The sequence below is a fragment of the Sphingobacterium sp. xlx-96 genome, from assembly GCF_011007365.1.
GTDB classification, from domain to species: domain Bacteria; phylum Bacteroidota; class Bacteroidia; order Sphingobacteriales; family Sphingobacteriaceae; genus Sphingobacterium; species Sphingobacterium luzhongxinii.
Genome location: NZ_WFKM01000002.1, coordinates 319,391 through 336,476, shown reverse-complemented (window position 1 = coordinate 336,476; position 17,086 = coordinate 319,391). Strand labels below are relative to the sequence as shown.

The following is a 17,086-nucleotide window of genomic DNA, read 5'->3' as shown; positions in this document are numbered from 1 at the left end:
TGAAAGTACGCTATAACAAAGGGGCTGTCCAAGTGGATGGCCCCTTTCTTTTTTATTCGGTGTACACGAAAACGTTTTCGTACATATCTCTCTTGCTTTGCCTTTTTTGTTAGTTAACTTTATTATTATTGTGTTAAATAATAATAAAGTATGAGCATTTTAGAACGTTTTTCTTTATCAGGGAGAGTGATTGTTGTAACTGGAGGAACAGGTATATTAGGTAGAAATTTTGTCAAGGCTATAGCTGAAGCAGGGGCTAAAGTCTGTATTATAGGAAGAGATTTGAATAAAGCGCAGGAGCGCGTTCGTCTCGTTGAAGGAATAGGAGGGGAAGCTTTAGCTTTAGTCGGCGATGTCTTAGATGAAAATTCTATGCGGTTGGCATGTCAAGCCGTTCTGGAAAGGTGGGGTAAAGTTGATGCATTGGTTAATGCTGCAGGAGGAAATATTCCAGGAGCAACCATTGGGCCCGATCAGGATCTTTTTGAATCCAATGTTCAAGATACGATTAAGGCTATTGAGTTGAACTTATTTGGTACGATCATTCCAACCCATGTTTTTGGAAAGGTGATCGCAGAACGAAGCAAAGGAACTATTATTAATATTGGATCGCTATCTTCTAGTCAAGCTATTACCCGAGTGTTGGGCTATACTGTAGCTAAGAATGGTATTATAGGCTATACCAAATGGATGGCTACGGAATTAGCGCTACGATATGGAGATAAGGTAAGGGTAAATGCAATCGCTCCTGGAGTGTTTTTAACGGAGCAGAATAGAACCCTTTTGACCAATCCAGATGGATCGTATACGGATAGGGCACAAAGGTTTGTCAATGGTACACCTTATTCCCGTTTAGGTGAGCCTTCTGAACTAGAAGGGACATTGATTTATTTACTCAGTGATGCGTCTGCTTTTGTGTCTGGCGAAACAGTATATGTTGATGGCGGTTTTAACGCTTGGACTGGGGTTTAACAGAATAATGATGATGAATAAATTTGAGCAAACCTGGAGATGGTACGGACCGAATGACTCGGTATCCTTACAGGATATTAGGCAGGCTGGTGCTACCGGTGTTGTTACTGCATTACATCAGATACCTCACGGAGAAGTATGGCCTGTATCTGCGATTTTGGAGCGAAAGGAGATAATTGAAGCCTCAGGCTTAATGTGGTCTGTAGTCGAAAGTGTTCCTGTACATGAGGCCATTAAAACTAGGCGTAGTGATGCGAATAGCTATATCGATAATTATAAGAAAACGCTGGAAAATTTGGCATCCTGTGGCATCCACGTGGTTACGTATAATTTTATGCCTGTATTAGATTGGACAAGGACTGAGTTGGGATTGGAATTACCTAACGGAGCTAAAGCTCTTTATTTTAATTGGATAGATCTTGCAGTTTTTGATATTTATATTCTAAACCGAATGGGGGCATTCGATGATTATCCCCAAGAGGTGGTAACTGAAGCTAAGCTACGTTTTGATAAATATTCTGATGTAGAGTTGGAGCGTCTGACACGTGTTATATTGATGGGAATTCCTAGTGAAAAGGCGACGTCAATAACGGATCTAAAAGATAGTTTGAAAGTGTACCAGGAGATCGGATTAGAGGGTCTTAGGGATAATTTGCTGTGGTTTTTGAGTGAGATCAAAGAGGTTTGCGAATCGCATGGTATTCTCATGGCTTTGCATCCAGATGATCCGCCATATCCAATATTGGGTTTGCCTAGAATAGCCAGCAATAAAGAAGATTATCTTAAGATAATTAATGGCGTGGATCGCCCATTTAATGGTATTTGCTTTTGCTCGGGTTCATTAGGGGCAGGTGTAAACAATGATGTTGTCGAAATAGCTACAGCAGTGAAGCACAGGGTGCATTTTGCACACTTTAGGAATGTGAAAAAAGATCGGATGGGTAACTTCTTTGAAGCAGACCATTTAGATGGTGATGTAAATATGGCAGCAGTTCTCAAGATTTTTATTGAAGAAAATCAAATACGTAGTAAACCGATTCCGTTTAGACCGGATCATGGTCATCAGATGTTGGATGATTTGAAGAAAGTAACGAATCCTGGATATTCTGCTATCGGTAGACTTCGGGGGCTAGCTGAGTTGAGAGGGCTTGAATTAGGTTTAATAGCTATTATGTAAGTATTGTGGATTTTCGGAGTTGGATAGTAGTTTCTAACAGCACAGTTTGAAATTCGATCTGACTCCGATCCCTTTTGGAGTTTATAAGATTTAAAAGTAATTGTAATGCTGTGCTCGCCATTTCTTCGGTCGGTTGGTGGACCGTTGATAAGGCTGGGTTTAGACTGTTGGCAAACTCAATATTCGAAAATCCGATCACAGCAATGTTTTCAGGGACATGGATTTTAAGATCTGCCAGTACACCAAGGACACGGGTAGTTAATGTCTCTGTTGTACCTATTATTGCGTTTGGAACATCCTCTGATGTCATGCATTCTGAAATTATTTTTTCAAGGTCGTCATCTATCTTTTTTAGCGACTTGCTGTAGTCTATATAAATCAGATGTTTCTCGTTAATTGGAATATTATAGTCCTGCAGAGCTTTTTTATAACCTTCAAGCCGATACTGGGTCACACCAATGTTCTGACCACATAATACTATTATTCTGTTTCTGTTTATTTTTAGAAGTTCCTCTGTCGCTCGATAGGTACTTTCTATATTATCAATTCCTACTTTATGCGTGTCCAAATTGTAATGAATACGGTCGAAGATAACGACAGGACAAATGTTGTCATGGATATTGGCTATTAATGATAGATTTGAGGTTTCACTGACAGGTGCAATTACAATTCCATCGACCCCTTGGTTAGTCAATGTTTTTAGTGCTTTTTCTTCTTCTTCTTCTTTGTCTAAACTTTGCATTAAAATAATATTGTAACTATTTTGGATTGCTTCTTGGTGTAAGTATTGGACAAGTTGAGCGGTAAAGGGCGTACGGACACTGGGTAATACAACGCCGATACTATTGGTTTTTCCCAACTTAAGATATTTAGCTAGTGGGTTGGGTTGATAATTATATCTTTCAGCTAATTCCCTAACTTTTGCTTTCGTTTCTTCACTGATTTCATAGCTGTCATTTAGTGCTTTTGAAATTGTAGATGGGGATAGATTTAATTTTTGAGCAAGTTCTTTTAAGGTTATTTTAGCCATGATAATCGGTTACTTCTTGTCTACAAGATAAGAAAAAAGAAGGGTATTCCCTTCTTTTCGTTACCTTAAATCTATAATTTCATAGTCTTTATACCTTTCCTTTGCGAAGCGAAAGATACTCTCTTCAAATTTTTGGCCTAGGTATAGTGTTTTGATAGTATAGGTAAATCGATTTCCGGATTTATCAAATATAGAAACGTCGTGTATATGGTTATTTTTGTTGATACGTAATTTTATTTTGAAATAATTTGTTTTGGTATCAGTGGGAGATAGTTCGACAACTCGCAATATTTCTGATTTTCCATTTTTTGTCAGTTTCTCATCAGTCATACTTATATATTTGTACCCATTTTTATAAAAAGAAAACAAATTGTTGGGACCTATTGTATTATCATCGTGTTCGGCGTCTGTAACCTGTACCTCTTTTATATCTTTCGATATATTCCAAACTGTGCGGCCATCTGAGAGAATCTCTTGCTCAGGAAGTCTGATGGCATATTGTTTTTTCGGCTTGTTAAAATACATAGTGCCAGAGCTATTGTAGCTTTTCTTTTCTGCGTCCTGTACTGTCAGATCGAATTCGGAACGGATGGTTTTATAAGAATCGTATCGCTTGGATACATCATTTAGCATTTTCTTTGCAGCAGGGTCTGTCTGCGCCAATGCCCCTATTGTAACTATGCTTATTGTGTAGATTAGCGTAAATAGTAATTTCTTCATATGTGTTACTTATTGTTATATGTCATATGGAGTTAGTTTTCCTTTCTCAATGACTCCAAATATTGTTCTAGGGAGTATTCGTCTGGATAGAGTACTTCTCTGGCTTTACTGCCTTCAAAAGGTCCCACAATGCCTGCTGCTTCCAGCTGATCAATGATCCGGCCAGCTCTATTGTATCCTAATTTTAACTTCCTTTGTATGAGTGATGTCGAACCCTGTTGATGCATGACGATCAGTCGGGCCGCTTCCTCAAATAACTGATCTCTGTCAGATAGGTCAAAGTCCATAGAGCCTGAACCTTCGCCTGATTCATCAATATATTCTGGAAGCATAAATGCTGAAGGATAGCCCCGCTGTCCTCCGATAAAATCGGAAATACCTTCTACTTCTGGTGTATCTACAAAGGCACACTGTATACGTATCAGGTCACTTCCTGTTGCCAATAACATATCTCCGCGACCTATCAGTTGGTCTGCACCGCCCGAATCCAGGATCGTCCTTGAGTCTACTTTCGATAATACTCTAAAGGCCAGACGTGCGGGAAAGTTGGCTTTGATCGTACCCGTTATAATATTTACAGATGGGCGTTGTGTCGCAATAACTAAGTGTATCCCCACAGCCCGAGCTAATTGCGCGAGTCGTGCTATCGGTGTTTCGACTTCTTTACCTGCGGTCATCATTAAATCTGCAAACTCATCTACGATCAATACTATAAAAGGTAAGAATCGATGACCCTCCTCAGGGTTTAATCGTCTATTGACAAATTTTGCATTGTACTCTTTTAAGTTACGTACTTGCGCATTTTTTAGTAGGTCATAACGTTGATCCATTTCGATGCACAGCGAATTTAACGTATTAATTACCTTTTTGGTATCGGTGATGATGGCCTCTTCTTCATTCGGCAACTTTGCGAGAAAGTGGCGTTCAACTTTTTTGAATAGGGAGAGCTCAACTTTTTTTGGATCGACCAATACGAACTTTAGCTCCGCAGGGTGTTTTTTGTAAAGTAGTGAAGTAAGTATGGCGTTAATTCCAACAGACTTACCTTGACCCGTGGCTCCAGCAACGAGTAAGTGCGGCATTTTTGCCAAATCCGCAATATAAACTTCATTGGATATGGTCTTACCGAGTGCGATAGGTAAATCCATATCCGTTTTCTGGAATTTTTCAGTAGCCAATACAGAACGCATGGATACCATTTCGGGCGTACTGTTAGGAACCTCAATTCCTATGGTACCTTTACCTGGCATAGGTGCGATGATACGTATTCCCAAAGCCGCTAAACTTAACGCAATATCATCTTCTAAGTTTTTAATTTTCGAGATTCGAACACCTGGTTTGGGAATAATCTCGTATAGCGTGACGGTAGGACCGATAGTCGCCTTTATATGTTCTATTTCAATATTGTAGTTTCTTAACGTATCGACGATTCTGTTTTTATTTGCCTCTAATTCTTGTTGATTAATTGTTATTTTGCCTGTGCCGTAGTCTTTAAGTAAATCTAGTGTAGGATGTTGATAACTGGACAAATCTAACTTTGGATCATATTCTCCAAATTGAGCTACTAGATCGTTTGCAGAAATTTGTTTTTCTTCTTTTTGTTTCTCGATAAATAGTGTCGGTTCGTCAATATCTTCTTCTTTCGTAGTCTCAATTTCCAAAGGTGTATCGACGGTCAGTGCTATCGATTTGTCCTCTACCGATCGGACTGGCGTTTCGAAAGTCGGTTTGGTGTCAAAAGTGACACTATTTTTTGTTTCTAGCTCATCTAGTTCGAGTTCTTCGTGTTCAGATTCTTTGTATTCTTCACGAAGGTGCGCATATCTATCATTCAATGTGGCGGAGAGGGGCGGGGTATTTCTGTTTCGTAATGTATTAGATACTTCAATTATAGCACCGTCAATATTTTCCTCTTCTTGCTCTTCTTTTTCCTGAATTATGATAGGGTCTCTCTTAACTGTTGTCTTTCTCGATAAGAGTTCTTCTTCTTCTTGGTTACTGATAGATTTATTGGATTGAAATGTAAATTTCAAATCCAGATTGTAAATCAGGATTAATGCTGTGAGGTAAGCGAAAATCAATATACCTCCGACACCATATTTCCCAATTTGGGCATTTAGGAGCTGGTTGGTCCAGAAACCAAATTTGCCTTCTAGGATGTGTGGTGTCTCGGTAATATATTCCTGTATGAACCCAAGGGTTATGGATAAAAAGATTATTCCTATTGAAGCGTATAGGGTCGTTTTCCATACAGGTAGAATAGATTTTTTGTAAAGTAGTTTATAACCAAGGACAAATAATATCAAGATAAACAGAAAAGAGGCGATACCAAACCATTCAAAAATAAATTGATTAGCTAAAAGAGCGCCTAATTTTCCCAGTTTATTCGCTACAATAGGTAGTTCTGATGTTTCATCACGTAGTTCTTCGGATGTGTCAAACAAGGTTCCCCAGCCGCCGTTTGTTGCCGCAATATAACTTTGATCTTCTTTCCAGGTAAATAAGTAGGATGTAAAAGCAACTGCCAATAAGAATGAACTCAGTATCAGAAATAGGCCGAGTATCTTCAACGCTTTTCTTTGTCCTTCAGAAAAATTAATATTATCGAAGGATTTGAATAATGAAGGTGCTTTTTTATTAGAAGAGATTGCTGCAGTCTCCTTTGTCTCTTTACTACCTCTGTTTTGACTACTATTTTTAAATGTATTGCCTTTGTATGCCATGAAAATGTGATACTTTACCTAATACAAACTTATTAAAAAAAAAGGGAGAAATGCAGTGTTGTTCCCGGATTTATATTAGATCTGTAGCGGTAGGTCCTTGTTGTCCGTTTTAGTGAATAAAATAGTATCTTGTCGTGTTGACTATGAAGAATATATATATCACCGCTCTTTTTTTTGTATTACTGTTTTTGAACAGTTGTATCAAAGACAATGATTCAGAACTGTACGGTAGCCCTAGTAATTTTGCAGGACTAGCCGTATTTAATGCTATTCCGAACTCTACTGCAGTCAATCTCTTAGTGGAGGGGAATCGATTGAATATGACAAGCGAAAAATTACCGTTTGGTGGGTATATATCGCATCGTAATTTATACCCGGGTGCAAAGGTGATCACCGTAGAGAATCAAAATTCGAAGGGAGAAACCCAAAGGATTACGCAAAATACTTCTTTGATTTCTGGAGATATTTATAGTTTGTTTTTGTACGAAGAGAATGGTATCAAATCCCTACTTGCTAAAGATAATATGGTAATTCCTCGTAATGGCTATGCCAAGATAAGGTTAGCAAACATGGTGAAGGATGCTCCCGATTTGGCTATGTCGAGTGGAAAGGAGCCCCAAACTCTCTATGCGGACGTTCCTTTCAAAACGGTGACTGAATTTATTGAAGTTAAAGCAGGTGAGCCGTTGACGTTTAGGATCGTTCCGGCTGATTCAAAAATAAACTTACCCGAAATCGTTTTGGAGAACTTTTCCCTAGACAATAAAGCGATTTATACGTTTATGGTAAAAGGTCTATTAAACGCAGCTCATGAAAATGAAGAAGTTTCTCTAACGGTGATAAAATTTTAAAGGTCAGTATGAATTTATCTTCTTCTGCCTTTATTTTGTCGCTCTTGAAGAGTGCTTCGTAGTAAATCATTAAAATCTTCTTCGACCTGAAAAAATTGAGAGGCGCGAGCTTGTCCGATTACTTTCGCAAATTCTTCTCTGCATTGTTTCTTTATCTCTACTTCTTTAGCGTCAAAAGCAATTACATCGCGCCTTCCACCATTAAAAGAGTTTGCTTGCTGTGGTGTTCCTCCGCGTTTAGCTTTTTTTAAATCCCTTAATTGCTCGGTGTATTTATTATATATAGGGAAGAATTTTTGTGCTTCACTTGGTGTTATTTTTAGCTCTTTAGTGATATAGGCTATTTTTTCACTTTCAATAGCTTCAAAGTTATTTTGCTGGGCAAATGATGCTATGTGTAAAATGAATATTAGTGAAAATGTGGTTAAAATATACTTTAATCGTAACATTATAACATGTAATTTAAATATTCTTTTATATCCTCGTCGTCTATTCTTTTGTCAATTTTATTCTGACTGGAGGTTTCATTCTCTACAAATTTTGTAAGATGGATTAGATCTTCTCCTTCAGAAACCTGTGCAAGGTAGTCGAGTATTTCCTCGTTACTTACATCATGTAAATTAACCTTCGCACTGTTCGCTTGTAAATCAGGTTCAGTAATGGCCGGTGCGGTAGCGTCTTTTTGTACAGCGAAATACGAACCAATACCTATTAGAAACACTACGGCAGCGGTAGAAGCGTAGCTGAACCATTTTTTTCGCTCCGAAAAAGAAATAATAGTTGTGTTTTCAGGATTTTCATTATCCAGTTGCTTTGTTGCCTTTTTGATAGTATCAGTTAAGGATTCAAAGTAATCTTGAGGAACATTAAAACCTGTGTCAGAGACCGCGTCTTGAAGTTTATTTTCTGCTAGCCTACTCTGAATCGAGTGCTCCAGCGTCTCAAAATATCCATCGGGGACTTGGTAATCTAACGTAGCCGTCTGATTCTTAAGTTTGCTTTCTGATACTTTTGATAAGATCTGCTCTTCCAATTGATCAAAATAGTGATCCGGTACAGGATAAGTAGTCGAGTCTGCGTTTAATTTGCACTTCTCAATAGTCAATTGCGCTACAATCGATTGCTGCTGTACACCGAAGAAATTTTCTGGAGTAGAAAAAGGTGTGACACGTAGTGAATCCGGAAGTTTATTTCTTCCTATGGGCTCGTTATGTGTATCTTTTTCCTTCATGGTCTAATATAGATGCTTTTTCGATGAAAAGGTTTAATCGTTGTTGTTAAAAAAAGATTCGACTTTCTTTACAGCTAAGTGGTACGATGCTTTCAGAGCTCCTACGCTTGTTCCTAGAATTTGGGATATTTCATCGTATTTTAAGTCTTCAAAATATTTCATATTGAAGACCAATCGTTGTTTTTCAGGAAGAGTCAGAAGCGCTTGTTGTAACTTCATCTGCGCTTTATCCCCATTGAAATAACTCGTGTCGGCTAAGGTTTCCGATAAGTACGATGAACTGTCTTCATCCAAAGAGATGTTATACTTTTGCTTTTTCTTATTTAAAAAAGTGATGCATTCATTTGTCGCTATACGATACAACCAAGTATACAGCTGCGAATCTTCTCTAAACTTTTCCAGGTTGCGCCATACTTTTATAAAAATATCTTGGGTCACGTCATCCGCATCGTCATGGTCAATAACCATGCGTCTGACGTGCCAATATATTTTCTGTTGGTATTTTTTTAACAAATGACTGAACGCTGCTTCTCGCGTGCGTTCATCTGCAAACATAGAAATGATTTGCGCGTCTTCCATTTATTTTCTACTAATAGCTTTACGTGCCGCAGCCACAATGCTATTGGCATTTAACCCGTATTTTTCCATTAACTGAGCAGGTGTACCGGACTCTCCGAAGCTATCATTTACGGCGACGTATTCTTGTGGGGTTGGCAGTTTTTGTGCGAGCACTTGTGCTACACTGTCGCCAAGACCACCTAAGCGATTATGTTCTTCAGCCGTTACTATACAACCTGTTTTTGCTGCTGATTTAAGAATTGCTTCCTCATCCAGTGGCTTAATTGTGTGGATATTGATGATCTCTGCATTGATACCTAATTTTTCCAACTCTTCGCCCGCTTGAATGGCTTCCCATACAAGGTGTCCGGTAGCGATAATAGTTACGTCAGTTCCTTCATTTAGCATAATGGCTTTACCAATCTCAAAAGTTTGATCAGCAGGAGTAAAGTTAGGAACGACAGGACGGCCAAAACGTAAATAGACAGGTCCCTGATGATTGACTAAAGCAATAGTAGCTGCTTTTGTCTGGTTATAATCACAAGTGTTTATAACAGTCATTCCTGGGAGCATTTTCATTAATCCGATATCTTCTAGGATTTGATGCGTAGCTCCGTCCTCTCCCAAAGTAAGACCAGCATGGGAAGCGCATATTTTTACGTTTTTATCTGAGTACGCGATAGATTGTCTAATCTGATCATAAACACGCCCTGTAGAGAAGTTTGCAAATGTTCCTGTAAAAGGGATTTTTCCGCCAATGGTAAGACCGGCAGCAATACCCATCATATTTGCTTCTGCAATACCAATTTGAAAGAAGCGTTCGGGGAACTCTTTGATAAAGGCTTCCATTTTAAGGGAGCCAATTAAATCGGCGCATAATGCCACCACATTATCGTTAGTTTTTCCAGCCTCTAAAAGGCCAGCTCCGAAGCCGGAGCGAGTATCTTTAGATTCTGTGAAAGTATATTTTTTCATTTTTTAGCAGTATTAAGTTTTTGGATAGGAAATATTAGTAATCACCGATTGTTCTCGGAATTTGGTCTAAAGCAGACTCTAATTGTTCATTATTAGGTGCTGCACCGTGCCATTTATGAGTGCCCATCATGTAGTCTACTCCAAATCCCATCTGTGTATGCAATAATATAACGACAGGCTTTCCTTTACCGGTACGGGATTTGGCTTCTTCTAGACCAGCTATTACAGATGCCATATCGTTTCCTTTTTCTATTTCCAGAACGTCCCATCCAAAAGCCTCCCATTTTGCTCTTAGGTTGCCTAAGGATAGTACTTGATTGGTCGGGCCATCGATCTGCGCACCATTGTAGTCGACTGTAGCAATGATATTATCTACTTTGTTGTGAGGAGCGTACATTGCCGCTTCCCAAACCTGACCTTCTTGAAGCTCTCCATCTCCCATTAATACATATACCAAACGGTTGTCGTTGTTTAATTTTTTAGCTTGCGCTGCCCCTATAGCTACGGATAGACCCTGACCTAGTGATCCAGAAGCAACCCTTATACCAGGGAGGTGTTCATGTGTGGTGGGGTGTCCTTGAAGACGAGTGTTGAGCTTACGAAAAGTAGCTAATTCACTAACAGGGAAATAACCGACTCTAGCTAATGTACTATAAAACACTGGAGAGATATGTCCGTTGGATAAGAAAAATAGATCTTCATTTTTTCCATCCATTTTAAATGAAGTATCATGTTTCATTGCATGAAAATACAGTGCTACAAAATAGTCTGTACATCCTAAAGACCCTCCTGGGTGACCCGATTGACATGCATGTACCATACGTACAATATCACGTCTTACCTGAGAAGCAACTTGCTCGAGATTGTTAATATCTACACTCATCTTTAATTAAATATCATAATGTTTATGGGTAAAGGTAGTGAATTTTGAATATTTAGGGGTATTATTTGCATTTTTAATTGTTGTTAACTATGGAATTTTATGTAATACTGCATCCGTATGAAAATCATGGATTGAAAACATTTAAATTAATAAGTATAATAATATATGAAAAAGTTGTTTTTTTGTTTTTCGCTTCTCAGTTCGGTACTATACAGTACTGCACAGCATAAAGTCAGTACAAATGCAGAAGTAAAGGAAGTGACCGTTTATGCGAACGGAGCTCAAGTATTAAATAAATTTCAGGTTCTGTTGCCATCAGGGAGTAGTGATTTGATTATCAGTAATGTTGCAAATGATCTAGACGAACGGAATGTCCAAATTAGTGGCCCTGATCATGTTTCTGTATTATCGATCGTGAAGACAAGTGCAGAGGAATCTCAGATCACAAACCCTTCACATCAAAAGCTAAAGGATTCATTGGATCTGCTGGCTGTAGATCGAGAGAGTGTGTACAACAAGCTGAATGCTGCTAAAGGTGCACTACAGATCTTAACCAATAATGACTTGTTGGGAGGTGGAGATGGAAAGATTGATATTGGAGATTTATCCAAGTTAGTCGATTATTATCAGATCAAGTCTGTGAATCTTAATAAAGAAATTTCTACGTTGAACAAAGAAATAGCTGAACTTGATAAAAAGATCGTTCGGTTTCAAGAGGCGTTACGTACCTACGTAGGTAGTGGTGGTCAGTTAAGGTTGCAAGTCAATTCAGGGCGTAGTGGCAGTGTCGCTTTAGAGGTACGTTATATGACACGCTCTGCACATTGGCAAGCTTATTATGACCTGAAAGCAACTTCAGTATCCGCTCCATTGAAGATGTTTTATAAAGCGGGTGTGTCGCAAAGCTCAGGTGTGGATTGGAGAAATGCGAAATTAATTTTATCCACTGGTAATCCAGCGGTAGGGGGGACTGCGCCTGTTTTATTGCCTTCTTATGCTGTAGTCCGTAATATAGAAGATGAGATGTTTACTACTCTTACGGTACAGAATCGTGTACAGAATAAAATACAGAGCTTGGATGCGAAAGCCATAAGAGGAGTTGCTGTCATGGATGAAGTTACCGTTGGTGAATTGGCTACTCCGTCTATTTCTATGGTTGAAAACCAGTTGAGTACAACCTTCGATATAGAAGTCCCTTATACCATTCTATCGAATGGTCAGCCACATAGCGTTGCCTTGAAGGAGTTTACGCAGCCAGCGATATTTAAATATTATGCTGTTCCTAAATTAGATAAGGATGCTTTCTTAATGGCTGAAATAACTGATTTTCAGAAGTTAAATCTGATACCGGGTGAGGCGAATATCTCTTTCGAGAACATGTTTGTGGGTAAGTCTTATATCAATCCCAATGTGACTACAGATACCCTGAACCTAAGTCTGGGGAGAGATAAGGGAATCTCTATAAAAAGAGAACGTATAATGGATCAAAAAAGTACACAGATTTCAGGTAGTTCTAAAAAACAGATCTTTACCTATGAAATTAAAGTCAGAAATAATAAGTCTAATGATGTGGATATTCTGTTAAAGGATCAATATCCGATTTCAACGGATAAATCTATTGAAGTAGAGCTGCTAGAGACAACAGCCGGGAAGGTTAATACGGAAACGGGCGTTGTGACTTGGATGCTACGGGTGAAGCCGAATGAAACGCAGACTTATCGAATAAGCTATTTGGTGAAGTCACCTAAAGATAAGGTGATCAGTTTTAATTAAGGCTAAGAAAAAAGGCATCGAATCTATTTATGATGCCTTTTTTTCTGAAAGTGTCCGTATTATTGATTCGACATTATAATTCAAGGCATCAATGAGTTCTCTTCGTTCGGTTTAATGGAAATCAAGAACTTTCATGCTTGCTGTTGATCCACCAGCAAGCATGAAAGTTCTCTTAATTTAAAATAGACCAAGTGGACCAAGGTATTCTACTTAATATAAGTATCAATCCTATAGTGTACATAATGAAAACCTTTTGGTTCGCAGCATAGTCTTCTTTTGCTTTTTTCGCTTTGGAATATCCAATGGTAATCAGAACTATTGCAATCAGCATTGTCACTGGATGTTCAATTATCTTAAACCGTAGCTCCGGGCTTTTCATAACACTCCCTGAAAACATGGTGTGGTATTTAAGCGTGAAAAAGTAAACTAGACCGATCAATAGCTGAAGGTGCGCACTGATAAATCCGATTAAAGCTATTTTGCGGTTGTAAGGTTTCGCTTTGAAATAATTGATTGCTGTAATTACAATAGAAATAACCAAAGCAATTAATAAGATGATGGCTAAGGTAGAGTGTAAGTGTTTCATTCCTGTTAACATGATTTATTTATTTAATTTCTCTCTTTTTTTATTTCTCTTCTCCGTGCAAGGTCCCGATTTCGTAAAAGTACTACTTTGCGGTGCGCTTCTCACCTAGCTCACGAAATTCTGACATTATTTTGAATTGTGGAAATGTTTTTTCCAAACTTAGACTGTAGCCTACATCAAAAAATAATTTAATATCAGCCATTATGCCTTCAAAGTCCCAGTTCTCATCCAGTTGGTCGGCAGGTGTGTGGTATTTTCCTGTTAAGGCCTTTTTTCTGTTGGCGATAGCAACAGTATCATTTGAAATCAATTCGCTTCCGCTCCCCATAAATAAGCCTGGTATTCCTTTCTTTACGAAGTTGAAGTGATCTGACCGGTAAAAACCACCAGATGTCGGATTGCTCTCTCCATGTACGATCCTTCCGAATTTGTGTGCCGACCGGACTACATAGTCGTCGATCTCTGACTGGCCAAAACCTACGATGGATACATCTTTAGTCTCTCCTAGAGGGCTAAATGCGTCCATATTTAAATTTGCTGCGGTCTTGTTTATTGGATATATTGGGTTATTGCTGTAATAAGCTGATCCTAGCAAGCCCTGTTCTTCTGCGGTGACCGCCATAAAAACGATGGTACGTTCAGGTTTTACTTTCGCTGCCTGAAAAGCTTTCGCAATTTCAAATAAAGCGGCTACACCAGCGGCATTATCTACTGCGCCATTATAAATGGAGTCTCCGTTGACAGATTCGCCAATGCCCAAATGATCCCAATGCGCTGTATAGATAATGGTTTCGTCAGGTCTTTTGGTACCTTCTATTTTTGCAATTACATTGTTTGATTTAGCGTATTTAAAGCTGTTTTTAAGTTGGATGGAAGTCGAGATGGCTAACGGTACCGCTTTAAACCCTGGTTTTTTAGCGGATTCAACAACTTCATTACTGATCCCTGCTAATTTAAACAGACGTTGCGCAGTATTAGCGGAGATCCAGCCTTCATATTGGGCTTTAGGTTCGCCCTTCTCTTTGTTGTCTAGATCCATTTGTGGGCCGCTCCATCCTGTACGTACGACGTCCCAGCCGTAGCTGGCAGCCTTGGTGTCGTGTATGATTAATACCCCGGCGGCTCCCTGCCTTCCTGCCTCTTCAAATTTGTAGGTCCAGCGACCATAGTAGGTCATGGTGTCGGCTTTAAAAAGATTTTTGTCATAATGACCAGGATCGGATGCTAATACAACAACGGTTTTGCCTTTTACATCCAGGTTTTCATAATCGTTCCATTTGTATTCTGGTGCTACAATCCCAAAGCCTGCAAACACCAAGTCGGTGGAGGCTATGTTAATCTGTTCTTCTAAACGGCGTGTACCGATGACATAATCGTCGAGATATTGCACCGATAAAGATCCTTTCTCTCCTTTGAGAGTTAGTGTGGGAGTGGTTGGCTTGGAAGAAATCTCGACCATCGGCACCTCTTGGAAAAAGGATGTCCCATTTCCCGGTTGTAACCCCAGATCTTTAAACTGACTCTCGATGTAATTGACTGTAAGCGTATCTCCTTTTGTAAAGGGCTTTCTACCTTCAAATTCATCCGAAGATAGAGTCGCAACATTTTTTGCATAACTATCCGCACTAATAGCGGCTATGGCGGTACTATCAATGCTGTCTTGACTATGCGTCGTATTCTTATTGTTCTGTATACAGCTCACCGATAGGATAGATGCTGATAAGATCGTAAATAGTTGTGTTTTCATCTGTCTAATAACTACTTCTTGACCGGCCAGAGAGCAGGTCGGTTTGACCTTAAAAGTACAGTTTTTTTTCATCCATATACAATTATTTCATGAGCTCGGAAGCGCGGTTTGTTTTTTTAGGTGATTAAGCTATCAGATTTATTCACCCTGTTTGGTTTTAGTAAATCATGATGGTTTCTTCTTCGCTAATAAATACTTCGGCAATTGGATGGAACAGGTATATTTTATTTGTAGCGATTTCTAAACATTTATAGCGTTTTCTGACTTTTTCCATCTTTTTAAACTTTCTTCCGTTTTCTAATACAAATATGGCATCTAAGGGGAGATCTTCCACTACAGTTGCATCTTCAGCAAGGACTTTGCTGTCGTATTTTTTTAAGGCTCGGTAGAGTGTTAGATCTGTGCAGGATGAAGCTGCAGGATTATTCATATACGACGATATCGCCATTAGAATGTCACTTGGAAATATGGAAAGCTTGATAAAAGGCTGTATCAGGTTTACGAAGTTTTGTTTCCACTCTGCGCCATGTGGTTTTACCGTGCTTTTATAATCTTGATAAGTCTTTAGGTGAGCAAATTCATGGATACTCGTGATTAAAAAAGAGTATGGGTTAAGGTCATGGTTTACCGTAATCTGATGAGGACTACCTCTGAAAGGAGCTCTATAATCTCCGAGTTTAGTTTTACGGCTGCGGCTTACTTTAAATCGGCAGGAGGTATCATTGATCCATTGCGATATGATTGGAGCCGCAGCTTCGGGCATATATTTACTGAGTTGTTTGCTAAAGTCTGCCATGAATACAAACATATTGTTTTCCGTCGATATTTAAGGTAGATTTTGTGTTTCTTACTTTATTTTGAGCGTGCCTCTTATTAATTCTAACCTGATTATTTCTAATTCGTATTCGTGATTATAAAGCATTTTATCTAAGTTTGGTTTAGATATTTAAATTCTTATGGCTAGGATTATTTTTACCTTACTTTTTGTTCATGTTTACTGTTTGTCTTGGGGGCAGGAGCTATTAGCTCGTGTCGAAGTGTCCGCTCCACAAGTACAGAATGCGAATTCAAGAACGATTGATTTTTTGAAAAAAGTTATTTCGGATTATTTGAATAACAGGTCCTGGACCGAAAATAAAGTTAGGCCTGAAGAACGGATTGATTGTAGTTTCAATATTGTTATCTCTTCATTTGATGGATCTAGTCAGTACCAAGCTACTGCTCAGATCAATTCTGCCAGACCAATTTACGGTACCAACTATAATTCTCCGATTCTCAGTTTCAAGGACAAGTACTTTAACTTCAGCTATACGGAAGGGGATCAGTTGGAGTTTAATGAAAATCAAAATATGGGAGCACTCTCTTCTCTTTTAGCATTTTACGCGCAGATTATCGTGGGCGTAGATATGGATACTTTCAAAAAGATGGGAGGGACAAGCATACTGGGCAAAGCCCGGAATATTGTGAACTATTCGCAGTCGACACAAAGTGAGGGCTGGCGTGCTATGGATGCAACGGATAATAGATACTGGTTGATTAATAATTTATTGGATCGTAAGTATTTCCCGTATAGGGAGTTTTTTTATAGTTATCATCGAGAGGGATTGGATAAGATGACCGAGAATGAACAGATAGCCAAGAAGAAGATGTCTGAGCTTTTGGTAAATCTTAAGGAAGTAGACCGTTCGAATACCGGTAATGTGTTGACGAATGCTTTGTTCACGGCCAAGTCAAATGAGTTTGTCGGTTTGTTTTCCAAGATGCCCGGAAATGAGAGTGTTAAGGTGTTTAATTTGTTGGTCGATTTAGATCCGACTAATACCGCTAAATACGAGAAGTTGAAGAATTGATTTTTTGATC

Annotated in this window: 16 protein-coding genes; 5 read left to right on the top strand and 11 right to left on the bottom strand. The window is 38.8% G+C overall.

Annotated elements, in window-relative coordinates:
• Positions 1 to 150: 150 nt before the first annotated feature.
• The gene (locus G7B20_RS04355) at positions 151 to 972 is read left to right on the top strand and encodes an SDR family oxidoreductase (RefSeq protein WP_164108801.1); all 822 of its coding nucleotides are present in this window, start codon (positions 151 to 153) and stop codon (positions 970 to 972) included.
• The gene (gene uxuA / locus G7B20_RS04350; protein WP_240452792.1) at positions 941 to 2,149 is read left to right on the top strand and encodes a mannonate dehydratase; all 1,209 of its coding nucleotides are present in this window, start codon (positions 941 to 943) and stop codon (positions 2,147 to 2,149) included. The genes G7B20_RS04355 and uxuA overlap by 32 nt, the downstream gene beginning before the upstream one ends.
• Here uxuA and G7B20_RS04345 read toward each other — a convergent pair.
• The 3 genes from G7B20_RS04345 to G7B20_RS04335 are packed head-to-tail and all read right to left on the bottom strand — an operon-like array spanning position 2,142 to position 6,622.
• Entirely contained in the window at positions 2,142 to 3,179 is a 1,038-nt protein-coding gene (locus G7B20_RS04345; protein WP_164108800.1) for a LacI family DNA-binding transcriptional regulator, read from the bottom strand. The genes uxuA and G7B20_RS04345 overlap by 8 nt on opposite strands.
• A 60-nt stretch (positions 3,180 to 3,239) precedes the next feature.
• Positions 3,240 to 3,899, bottom strand: a complete 660-nt coding sequence (locus G7B20_RS04340; protein ID WP_164108799.1) for a LolA family protein — start codon at positions 3,897 to 3,899, stop codon at positions 3,240 to 3,242.
• A gap of 32 nt (positions 3,900 to 3,931) precedes the next feature.
• Positions 3,932 to 6,622 carry an FtsK/SpoIIIE family DNA translocase gene (locus G7B20_RS04335; protein ID WP_164108798.1) on the bottom strand — a complete coding sequence of 897 codons (2,691 nt, stop codon included), beginning with the start codon at positions 6,620 to 6,622 and terminating at the stop codon, positions 3,932 to 3,934.
• A gap of 143 nt (positions 6,623 to 6,765) precedes the next feature.
• On the opposite strand from G7B20_RS04335, the gene G7B20_RS04330 reads away from it, so the two are divergent.
• Positions 6,766 to 7,473, top strand: coding sequence for a DUF4397 domain-containing protein (locus G7B20_RS04330; RefSeq protein ID WP_164108797.1), 708 nt, complete (start codon positions 6,766 to 6,768; stop codon positions 7,471 to 7,473).
• 14 nt (positions 7,474 to 7,487) lie between these two features.
• Here the strand turns inward: G7B20_RS04330 and G7B20_RS04325 are convergent, their stop codons facing one another.
• From G7B20_RS04325 to G7B20_RS04305, 5 genes are read right to left on the bottom strand one after another with little or no spacing between them, the layout of a single operon-like run.
• A complete protein-coding gene (locus G7B20_RS04325) occupies positions 7,488 to 7,922 on the bottom strand; it encodes a hypothetical protein (protein WP_240452793.1) in 435 nt (144 codons plus the stop codon).
• The gene (locus G7B20_RS04320) at positions 7,922 to 8,704 is read right to left on the bottom strand and encodes a hypothetical protein (RefSeq protein WP_164108796.1); all 783 of its coding nucleotides are present in this window, start codon (positions 8,702 to 8,704) and stop codon (positions 7,922 to 7,924) included. The genes G7B20_RS04325 and G7B20_RS04320 overlap by 1 nt, the downstream gene beginning before the upstream one ends.
• 33 nt (positions 8,705 to 8,737) lie before the next feature.
• Positions 8,738 to 9,283: an RNA polymerase sigma factor gene (locus tag G7B20_RS04315; protein ID WP_164108795.1), complete on the bottom strand. Its 546-nt coding sequence runs from the start codon at positions 9,281 to 9,283 to the stop codon at positions 8,738 to 8,740.
• Complete coding sequence (locus G7B20_RS04310) at positions 9,284 to 10,237, bottom strand: transketolase family protein (RefSeq protein WP_164108794.1); 954 nt, start codon at positions 10,235 to 10,237, stop codon at positions 9,284 to 9,286.
• 34 nt (positions 10,238 to 10,271) lie between these two features.
• The gene (locus G7B20_RS04305) at positions 10,272 to 11,120 is read right to left on the bottom strand and encodes a transketolase (RefSeq protein WP_164108793.1); all 849 of its coding nucleotides are present in this window, start codon (positions 11,118 to 11,120) and stop codon (positions 10,272 to 10,274) included.
• Between the two features lie 165 nt (positions 11,121 to 11,285).
• Here G7B20_RS04305 and G7B20_RS04300 point away from each other — a divergent pair, with 165 nt between their 5' ends.
• Positions 11,286 to 12,893, top strand: a complete 1,608-nt coding sequence (locus G7B20_RS04300; protein ID WP_164108792.1) for a mucoidy inhibitor MuiA family protein — start codon at positions 11,286 to 11,288, stop codon at positions 12,891 to 12,893.
• A gap of 172 nt (positions 12,894 to 13,065) precedes the next feature.
• Here G7B20_RS04300 and G7B20_RS04295 read toward each other — a convergent pair whose 3' ends face one another.
• The 3 genes from G7B20_RS04295 to G7B20_RS04285 all read right to left on the bottom strand — a co-directional run bounded on the left by G7B20_RS04295 (position 13,066) and on the right by G7B20_RS04285 (position 16,022).
• On the bottom strand, positions 13,066 to 13,479 hold the full coding sequence (locus G7B20_RS04295; RefSeq protein WP_164108791.1) for a hypothetical protein: 414 nt from the start codon (positions 13,477 to 13,479) through the stop codon (positions 13,066 to 13,068).
• A gap of 82 nt (positions 13,480 to 13,561) precedes the next feature.
• Positions 13,562 to 15,298 (bottom strand): M28 family metallopeptidase, encoded by a 1,737-nt coding sequence (locus G7B20_RS04290; protein WP_240452794.1) that lies wholly within the window; start codon positions 15,296 to 15,298, stop codon positions 13,562 to 13,564.
• Between the two features lie 85 nt (positions 15,299 to 15,383).
• Complete coding sequence (locus tag G7B20_RS04285; RefSeq protein ID WP_164108790.1) at positions 15,384 to 16,022, bottom strand: SprT family zinc-dependent metalloprotease; 639 nt, start codon at positions 16,020 to 16,022, stop codon at positions 15,384 to 15,386.
• Between the two features lie 160 nt (positions 16,023 to 16,182).
• Between G7B20_RS04285 and G7B20_RS04280 the strand changes: the two genes are divergently transcribed.
• The gene (locus G7B20_RS04280) at positions 16,183 to 17,076 is read left to right on the top strand and encodes a DUF4835 family protein (RefSeq protein WP_164108789.1); all 894 of its coding nucleotides are present in this window, start codon (positions 16,183 to 16,185) and stop codon (positions 17,074 to 17,076) included.
• Positions 17,077 to 17,086: the final 10 nt, after the last annotated feature.